The 2,243-nt window shown below is 51.4% G+C and carries 2 rRNA genes; both read right to left on the bottom strand.

Annotated elements, in window-relative coordinates:
* Window positions 1–7: 7 nt before the first annotated feature.
* Window positions 8–122 (bottom strand): 5S ribosomal RNA (gene rrf / locus BM232_RS14705).
* A gap of 98 nt (window positions 123–220) precedes the next feature.
* Window positions 221–2,243: ribosomal RNA gene (locus BM232_RS14700) — 23S ribosomal RNA — on the bottom strand; the annotation flags it as partial.

Raw genomic sequence — 2,243 nt, 5'->3', positions numbered from 1 at the left:
TATTAAAGCCTGGCAGTGACCTACTTTCACATGGGAACTCCCACACTATCATCGGCGCTAAGTCGTTTCACTTCTGAGTTCGGGATGGGATCAGGTGGTGCCAACTCGCTATGGCCGCCAGGCATAACTGGTGTCGTCAGTGCTTACTGACGCTCGGAAATCGGTAACAAGTCTTTCTTGTAAAGTGTCTTCGCAACACCCCAAGTTCCCTTGGGGTTATATGGTCAAGCCTCACGGGCAATTAGTACTGGTTAGCTCCATACATTACTGCACTTCCACACCCAGCCTATCAACGTGGTAGTCTTCCACGGCCCTTTAGGGGATTAAATCCCAGTGAGAACTTATCTTGAGGGGGGCTTCCCGCTTAGATGCTTTCAGCGGTTATCCCGTCCGTACATAGCTACCGGGCAATGCTGTTGGCACAACAACCCGAACACCAGGGGTACGTCCACTCCGGTCCTCTCGTACTAGGAGCAGCTCCTCTCAATTCTCAAACGCCCACGGCAGATAGGGACCGAACTGTCTCACGACGTTCTAAACCCAGCTCGCGTACCACTTTAAATGGCGAACAGCCATACCCTTGGGACCGGCTACAGCCCCAGGATGTGATGAGCCGACATCGAGGTGCCAAACACCGCCGTCGATGTGAACTCTTGGGCGGTATCAGCCTGTTATCCCCGGAGTACCTTTTATCCGTTGAGCGATGGCCCTTCCATTCAGAACCACCGGATCACTATGACCTACTTTCGTACCTGCTCGACGTGTCTGTCTCGCAGTCAAGCACACTTTTGCCATTGCACTAACCGCATGATGTCCGACCATGCTTAGTGTACCTTCGTGCTCCTCCGTTACAATTTGGGAGGAGACCGCCCCAGTCAAACTACCCACCATACACTGTCCCTCGCCCAGATAATGGGCGTAGGTTAGAACTCCAAACATACCAGGGTGGTATTTCAAGGTTGACTCCACGATAACTAGCGTCATCGCTTCAACGTCTCCCACCTATCCTACACAAGTAGGTTCAAAGTTCAGTGCAAAGCTGTAGTAAAGGTTCACGGGGTCTTTCCGTCTAGCCGCGGGTATACGGCATCTTAACCGCAATTTCAATTTCACTGAGTCTCTGGTGGAGACAGTGTGGCCATCGTTACGCCATTCGTGCAGGTCGGAACTTACCCGACAAGGAATTTCGCTACCTTAGGACCGTTATAGTTACGGCCGCCGTTTACTGGGGCTTCGATCAAATGCTTCGTCGAAACTAACATCATCAATTAACCTTCCAGCACCGGGCAGGCGTCACACCCTATACGTCCTCTTTCGAGTTTGCAGAGTGCTGTGTTTTTAATAAACAGTCGCAGCCACCTGGTCATTGCAACCCCCTTCAGCTCCGTGAGCAAGTCACTTCACCTAACAGGGGCACACCTTCTCCCGAAGTTACGGTGCTATTTTGCCTAGTTCCTTCACCAGAGTTCTCTCAAGCGCCTTAGAATTCTCATCCCATCCACCTGTGTCGGTTTGGGGTACGGTTTGTTATTACCTGAAGCTTAGAGACTTTTCCTGGAAGCAGGGTATCAATCACTTCGCGCCTAATGGCACTCGTCGTCCTGTCTCAGCTAAGCCAAACGGATTTTCCTATTCAGCACGCCTACGCAGTTAAACCAACATATCCAACAGTTGGCTGACCTAACCTTCTCCGTCATCCCATCGCAGTAATAACAAGTACAGGAATATTAACCTGTTTCCCATCGACTACGCATTTCTGCCTCGCCTTAGGGGCCGACTCACCCTGCTCCGATTAACGTTGAGCAGGAAACCTTGGATTTTCGGCGAGGGGGCCTCTCACCCCCTTTATCGTTACTCATGTCAGCATTCGCACTTGTGATATCTCCAGCATGCTTCTCAACACACCTTCACAGACTTACACAACGCTCCTCTACCATGCGTGTAAACACGCATCCATAGCTTCGGTATATGGCTTAAGCCCCGGTACATCTTCCGCGCAGGCCGACTCGACTAGTGAGCTATTACGCTTTCTTTAAAGGGTGGCTGCTTCTAAGCCAACCTCCTAGCTGTCTGGGCCTTCCCACATCGTTTTCCACTGAGCCATAATTTTGGGACCTTAGCTGATGGTCTGGGTTGTTTCCCTTTTGACGACGGACGTTATCACCCGCCGTCTGTCTCCCGTAATTGCACTTCTCGGTATTCGGAGTTTGCATGGGGTTGGTAAGTCGGGATGACCCCCTAGC

The organism is Methylophaga sulfidovorans, assembly GCF_900114205.1.
In the GTDB taxonomy this organism is placed as follows: Bacteria; Pseudomonadota; Gammaproteobacteria; order Nitrosococcales; family Methylophagaceae; genus Methylophaga; species Methylophaga sulfidovorans.
The sequence above is the reverse complement of the archived record's forward strand: the minus strand, read 5'-3'. Positions and strand labels throughout refer to the sequence as shown.